We start from the raw sequence: 6847 nt of genomic DNA on the forward strand, positions 1-6847 counted from the left end.
CCAGTGATTTCGGTCACAACCAGGTTTGAGTATGCGGGTGCATAGCCGCCGGACACACCCGCGACCTGTTTCGGGAATCGCCGAGGCGAACGGCGCTAATGCGCCAGCAATTCACCCACGGACAGTGGAGTGACCTGAACCACACCAGTGGGTCGGTATGAATAACTGCCACAAGCCAATTGGAATGCCTCTGCTCGCACGGTAGTAATGGATGCGGGGTTGGGACCTACAGCGGGCGGACTGCGCCCGCAATCTGCGTGTTGAACGAGGATCGAGAGGACCGAAAGCTGTGCGCATCACCCGGTACGGACTGATTTCCCTCGCCGTCATTGCGGCGACCGGAGCCGTGGTGGCAGCGCCCGCCTCAGCGACCCCACTATGGCCGGGCGGCCCGGAAATCCCGGGTGTGCCCTCCGCTGTCATGCCGCAGCCCGCGCCCGGCGATCTGCCGACCGCGCCCGGCGCCGGTTCGCCGCTGCCGCCGGCCAACTTCGCGGCCCCGAACATCAGCCCCGGCGACGGTGACGTGGTGGGCGTCGCGCAGCCGGTCATCATCAACTTCAAGGATCCGGTCAGCGATCACGCCGGTGCGGAGAAGTCGATCCGGATCACCTCCACCAACAAGGTGAACGGCCACTTCTACTGGATGGGCGACAAGCAGGTGCGCTGGCGGCCCGAGGACTTCTGGCCGTCGGGCACCAAGGTCACCGTCGAAGGCGGCGGCACCAAGGTCGCCTACGAGATCGGCGACGAGTTCATCGCCACCGCGGACGACAGCACCCACCAGATCGTTGTCACCCGCAATGGTGACGTGGTGCGGACCATGCCCACCTCCATGGGCAAGACCGGGCACGAGACCCCCAACGGCACCTACATCGTCAGCGAGCGCAATCGCAAGATGATCATGGATTCCTCGACTTACGGTGTGCCGACCACGGATCCGCAGGGCTACAAGCTCGAGGTCGAGTACGCCACCCGCATGTCCAACAGCGGCATCTTCGTGCACGCCGCCCCATGGAGTGTCGCCCAGCAGGGTTACTCCAACACCTCGCACGGCTGCCTCAATGTGAGCACCGAGGACGCGAAGTGGTTCTTCGACAATGTGAAGAAGGGTGATCCGGTGGTTGTGAAGAACACCGGCGGTGGCACCTTCAGCACCAGCGACGGCTGGGGCGACTGGAACTAGGGGTAAAAGCCCTACACAGCAAAACATTTCGCAGGCCCCGCCCGTAATGGGCGGGGCCTGCGTGTGTTCGGGGGCAGCGGCCCCAGCAGGGGCCCCGCAGCATATCTAGAGGTATTGGGCCGGGTAACGCCGCCGAGGCAGCCGGATATGAAAGACGACAACTGATCTCGTGAGAGTCGGGGTAACTCCCGGGGTACCCCCGAAATCGGTGTCGACCCTGACCGCAGGCGCGCGAATGGGACTGTTGTCGCTCTTACTGGTGCGCTAAAGGTTCGGGGAGGCGGATCAGGGTAACTCCTGGGGTACCCCCGAAATCGGTGTCGCACCCAACCGGCGGCACGCGTGCACATCTCCAACGGCTCTCAGCTGTGCGCTGCAGGTTCGGGGAGGCGGATTGCGTTGGAGGCGTGGTTCAAGGGCTTCATGATGGAGCGGAGGGCCATGCCCTTCCAGGGGAGGCGGCGCATGACGCGGAGGGCGGTGGTCTGGATTTTGAGGGTGAGGTTCAGGTCGACGTATTCGGCCATGCGGGTCGCGAGCAACAAGCCGCCCGGCGTCGAGAAGCAACAGCGCCAGCAGCGACCGCACCTGCGGGCCGCCAACCGCGATCGGATTGCCATCGGACTGCCGCACTTCAATGGATCCGAGTATCCCGAACTGCACGATCGTCAGTATGCCTGCAGTGTTGGGGACGGTCGTGCCGCACTGCAACGGGTGGATCCCGGCCAAATGCACGCCGGGATGACGGGGGTGGCCGGGCTGGGCGTGGGCAACGTCGGCTGGGTGCGGGAGCGAGGTCGACATGTCGGGGAAATCACGTCCGAATTGTCTGGCTTATGGCCTAAACGGCATTCCTCCCATGAAAGCGGCTGTGCCGCCGTACGATTCGGCGCATGTCCGCGCCACCAGCGGGTGCGTCCGGTGAACAGTCGGTTGCGCCTGTGCGCCGACTATTCAACCGCCCAGCATCTAATCGTTACCGGCTAGTCGACCGCAACCGTCACGCTGCCCGGGTGAAGTCGAGGCCTGAACGAGTACTACCGCAGCCACCGGGACGTGGCTGGCGCGGCAGACCCTGGCAGGACTATGCGCTCTTCACCGTGCTCGTCGCGCCAAACCTGGTGTTGCTGTCGGTATTTGTGTACCGACCGCTGATCGACAATATTCGGCTGTCGTTCTTCGACTGGAATATCTCCGACACCACCGCCACCTTCGTCGGCTTCGGTAACTACCGGGAGTGGTGGGGCCGCCACGATTCATGGCAAATCGTAGGCAACACAGTGGTGTTCACGCTGGCCGCTGTCATCGGCAGTATGGTGCTGGGTTTGGCACTCGCCCTGCTGCTGGACCGGAAGCTGTTCGGGCGCAATGTGGTCCGCTCCGCGATCTTTGCGCCGTTCGTGATCTCCGGCGCGGCCATCGGTGTCGCCTTCCAGTTCATTTTCGATCCCGGCTTCGGCCTGGTGCAGGATCTGCTGCACAAGGTCGGCGTGGAGAAGGCCCCCGACTTCTATCAGAACCCGCACTGGGCGCTGTTCATGATCACGGTGACCTACATCTGGAAGAACCTCGGCTACACCTTCGTCATCTATCTGGCTGCGCTGCAGGGTGTTCGGAAGGACCTGATGGAGGCCGCCGAGATCGACGGGGCCGGCACGTGGACCACATTCACCCGGGTGCTGCTGCCCCAGTTGCGGCCGACCACGTTCTTCCTATCCATCACCGTGCTGCTCAATTCGCTGCAGGTCTTCGACATCATCAATGTGATGACGCGCGGCGGGCCGCTCGGCACCGGCACCACCACCATGGTGTTCCAGGTCTACGAGGAAACCTTCAAGAACTTCCGGGCCGGATACGGCGCGACCGTCGCCACCATCATGTTCCTGGTGCTGCTGACCGTGACCCTCGTGCAGGTGCGCATCATGGATCGGAACGAAGAGTGAACAAGCCTGCTACCAAACGCGTCGGCGCTGCCGGCAAGAGCATCGACAATGCCCGCTGGGCAACGCTTCTCGGCTACGCAGCCATGGTGTGCGTACTGATCATCGTCGGTGTGCCGCTGTTCTGGATCATCGTCACCTCGTTCAAGGCGCGCGGCGAGATCTACACCCAGCCGGCCGTGTACTGGCCGAAGTCCTGGCACCCGGAGAATTATTCGGAAGCCACTACCGCCCTGCCGTTCTGGAGCTTCCTGCGGAACTCGCTCATCATCACCGGTGTCATCTCAGCGGTGAAGTTCGTGCTCGGCGTGCTGAGCGCATACGGGCTGGTGTTCCTTCGCTTCCCGGGCAAAACGGTGCTGTTCCTATTGATCATCGCGGCACTCATGGTGCCCAACCAGATCACCGTCATCTCCAACTATGCGCTGGTCGCACAGCTGGGCTGGCGAAACACCTTTCAGGGCATCATCGTTCCGCTGTGCGGGGTCGCCTTCGGCACCTTCCTCATGCGCAATCACTTCCTGTCGCTGCCCGCCGAAGTCATCGAGGCGGCGCGCATGGACGGCGCGGGTTGGTGGCGGCTGCTCACACGGGTGGTGCTGCCCATGTCCGGGCCCACCATGGTGGCGTTCGCGGTGGTCACGCTGGTGAACGAGTGGAACGAATACCTGTGGCCGTTCCTGATGGCCGACGACACCCGGGTCGCCACTTTGCCGGTCGGGCTCACCCTGCTGCAGAACACCGAGAACCCGAGCGTCACCAACTGGGGTCCGGTCATGGCCGGAACCCTGCTCACCATGCTGCCGATTCTCATCGTCTTCCTCGCATTACAGCGCCACATGATCAAGGGCCTCACCTCCGGTGCGGTCAAGGGTTAAGTCCCAGAAGGAGATACCCGTGTCGGAAGCACGAACCTCTGCCGAATCCCTAGCCCGGAGCGCGCTGTCGCGCCGCGGGTTCCTCGGCCTCGCCGGTGCAACCGCCGCCGGGCTGGCGTTGACCGCCTGCGCCGGAACCGGGAGCAGCAGCAAGCAGGGCGGTGACTCGAACACCATCACCTTCTGGTCCAACCACCCCGGCACCTCGAAGGATCTGGAAGCCGAACTCATCAACCGGTTCCAGGCCAAGTACCCCGACCTGAAGGTCAACCTGATCGACGCGGGCAAGAACTACGAGGAGGTGTCGCAGAAGTTCAACGCGGCGCTCTCCGGTGGTGAGCTGCCCGATGTTGTTGTGCTGTCCGATGTCTGGTGGTTCAACTACGCGCTGAACAACACCATCGAACCGCTGGACAGCCACTTCGGCTCCGCCGGTGTGAATCTCGGCGACTACGTCGATTCGCTGGCCAACGACTACCAGTTCAACGGCAAGCACTACGCGCTCCCCTACGCACGCTCGACGCAGGTCTTCTACTACAACAAGGACGTCTGGTCCAAGGCCGGTCTGCCCGACCGCGGCCCGAACTCCTGGCAGGAATTCGACGAGTGGGGCCCCAAGATCCAGGGCGTCATGGGCGGCGACAAGTGGGCACACGGCTGGGGCGACGCCAAGAACTACCTGGGCTGGACCTTCCAGGGACCGATGTGGACCTTCGGCGGCGGCTACTCCGACGACTGGAAGCTGAAGTTCAACGACCCCGGTTCGATTGCCTCGGGCAAGTTCTTCAGCGACATGATCAATGCCAAGAAGTACGCGAGCATCCGCCCGCAGATCGCCGTGGACTTCGGCACCGGCATCGTCGGCTCCGCCATCGCCTCCACCGGTGACCTCAAAGGCATCATGCAGAACGCCGCGGGCAAACTGACCGTAGGCACCGCCTTCCTGCCGCACCCCAGCGGTGCGGGCGCCACCACCGGCGGCGCAGGTCTGGCCATTCCGTCCCGAATCTCCGACTCCCGCAAGGTGAATGCGCTCAAGTTCATCGAGTTCATCACCAATGCGGCCAATACGGCGTACTTCTCGCAGGGCACCGGTTACATGCCGGTCCGCAAGTCGGCGCTGCAGGATTCGAGCGAGCAGGACTTCCTGACCAAGAACCCGAACTCCAAGACGGCCATCGACCAGCTGGCCGTGACGAAGTCACAGGACTTCGCCCGCGTCTTCGTGCCCGGCGGCGACCAGATCATCGGCACCGGCCTGGAGCAGATCGGCCTGCAGAACCGCGATGTGACAGCGGCTTTCGCGGATATCACCACCCAGCTGCAGACCATCATCGACCGGCAGATCACCCCCAAGCTGCCCAAGTAAGAAGTCCTCGCGACGGCGTCAGGGGCCGGAGGCGTCGCTCCGCCACCCCGCGCTTGCCTGCGTAACCACGTAGGCCCCCGCCGGCGCGAAAATCAGACAGGGAGACCCGCCGGCATGGCGACTGTGCAGTTCGAGGGCGTGTCCCTCAGTTATCCGGGTGCGCCCGGCCCTGCGGTAGCAGACCTGAACCTGGATATCGCCGACGGCGAATTCCTGGTACTCGTCGGCCCGTCCGGCTGCGGCAAATCCACCAGTCTGCGCATGCTGGCGGGTCTGGAAGCAGTGTCTTCCGGGCACATTCGCATCGGCGGCGTCGAAGTGACCGGCCTGCCGCCGCGCTCCCGCGACGTGGCCATGGTGTTCCAGAGCTATGCGCTCTACCCGAACATGACAGTCGCGGACAATATGGGTTTCGCGCTGCGCAATGCCGGAATGAGCAAGGCCGACACCCTCGTTCGCGTCAAAGAGGCGGCCGCCATGCTGGAGCTCGACGAGCTCCTGGACCGCAAACCCGCCAAACTCTCCGGCGGGCAGCGGCAGCGAGTTGCCATGGGGCGCGCCATCGTTCGGCGTCCGCAGGTGTTCTGCATGGACGAACCGCTGTCCAACCTGGATGCCAAGCTGCGGGTGAGCACACGATCGCAGATCGCAGCGCTACAGAAGCGGCTCGGAACGACCACGGTATATGTCACCCATGATCAGGTCGAGGCCATGACCATGGGACATCGGGTGGCGGTGCTGAAGGACGGCAAATTGCAGCAAATCGCCGCTCCACGCGAGCTTTACGACAATCCGGTGAATACATTTGTCGCCGGTTTCATCGGATCGCCCGGGATGAATTTGCTCACCGCACCGGTACGGGACGGGGCCGCGGTATTGAACGAGTTGCGAATTCCACTGCCACACAGTGTCTCCGGAGACCGGGTCGTGGTAGGAATTCGCCCGGAATCATGGGAAGTAACCACAGATCCGGAGAACTCACTAGCCGTAGAGGTGGAATTACTCGAGGAGCTGGGCTCGGAATCGTTCCTCTACTCACACGGCGTGAATGATGAATGGTCCAGCCGCACAGGAAGAATCGTAGCCAGAGTGGATCGCCGGTTCCAGGTCGCCCTGGGAGATGGTTTGAGACTCGCACCCAAGCAAGAGGAAGTATTCTTCTTCGATGCACTGAGCGAGCTACGAATCCGATGAATCCAACTCGGCCTTTCAGAGTTCTAGTCCTGAGTCTTTGTCTTTTCGTGTTTTGTCTCGAGAAACTGACTGGGCGAAACGGTTCCGGCCGATAGCTGTCACGGGCATTTCGGGCGGACGCTTGGATCGACTACCGAGATCGGCTGCAACGCGCTGCGCCGACATGTTCAGCCTCTGGGAGGCGCTGACGCATGCCGACGATCCCCACTAAGGCAGTGGCTGCGCCTGGTTCAGGATTGCGTCCACTGTTTGTTCGACCGTGAGATCTGCAGTGTCCAGC

Annotated in this window: 6 protein-coding genes; 5 read left to right on the forward strand and 1 reads right to left on the reverse strand. The window is 62.9% G+C overall.

The features are described from left to right. Positions 1–289: 289 nt before the first annotated feature. Entirely contained in the window at positions 290–1186 is an 897-nt protein-coding gene (locus tag JWN03_RS04525) for an Ig-like domain-containing protein (RefSeq protein WP_441342934.1), read from the forward strand. A gap of 362 nt (positions 1187–1548) precedes the next feature. Here JWN03_RS04525 and JWN03_RS04530 read toward each other — a convergent pair whose 3' ends face one another. Continuing rightward, positions 1549–1731, reverse strand: a complete 183-nt coding sequence (locus JWN03_RS04530) for a hypothetical protein (protein ID WP_297610116.1) — start codon at positions 1729–1731, stop codon at positions 1549–1551. Positions 1732–2199: 468 nt separating this feature from the next. On the opposite strand from JWN03_RS04530, the gene JWN03_RS04535 reads away from it, so the two are divergent. The 4 genes from JWN03_RS04535 (at position 2200) to JWN03_RS04550 (ending at position 6567) form a co-directional block, all read left to right on the forward strand. Further along, positions 2200–3129, forward strand: coding sequence for a carbohydrate ABC transporter permease (locus JWN03_RS04535; RefSeq protein ID WP_297610118.1), 930 nt, complete (start codon positions 2200–2202; stop codon positions 3127–3129). Between the two features lie 83 nt (positions 3130–3212). After that, a complete protein-coding gene (locus JWN03_RS04540; RefSeq protein ID WP_297610136.1) occupies positions 3213–4004 on the forward strand; it encodes a carbohydrate ABC transporter permease in 792 nt (263 codons plus the stop codon). A 19-nt stretch (positions 4005–4023) separates the two neighbouring features. After that, positions 4024–5373, forward strand: a complete 1350-nt coding sequence (locus JWN03_RS04545) for an ABC transporter substrate-binding protein (protein WP_297610121.1) — start codon at positions 4024–4026, stop codon at positions 5371–5373. Between the two features lie 114 nt (positions 5374–5487). Further along, a complete protein-coding gene (locus JWN03_RS04550) occupies positions 5488–6567 on the forward strand; it encodes an ABC transporter ATP-binding protein (protein ID WP_297610124.1) in 1080 nt (359 codons plus the stop codon). Positions 6568–6847: the final 280 nt, after the last annotated feature.

Source organism: Nocardia sp. (assembly GCF_025465275.1).
In the GTDB taxonomy this organism is placed as follows: domain Bacteria; phylum Actinomycetota; class Actinomycetes; order Mycobacteriales; family Mycobacteriaceae; genus Nocardia.

Coding starts and splice junctions, on each gene's coding strand:
- JWN03_RS04540 (WP_297610136.1), top strand. CDS start 3,213: ATGGTGTGCGTACTGATCATCGTCGGTGTGCCGCTGTTCTGGATCATC.
- JWN03_RS04550 (WP_297610124.1), top strand. CDS start 5,488: ATGGCGACTGTGCAGTTCGAGGGCGTGTCCCTCAGTTATCCGGGTGCG.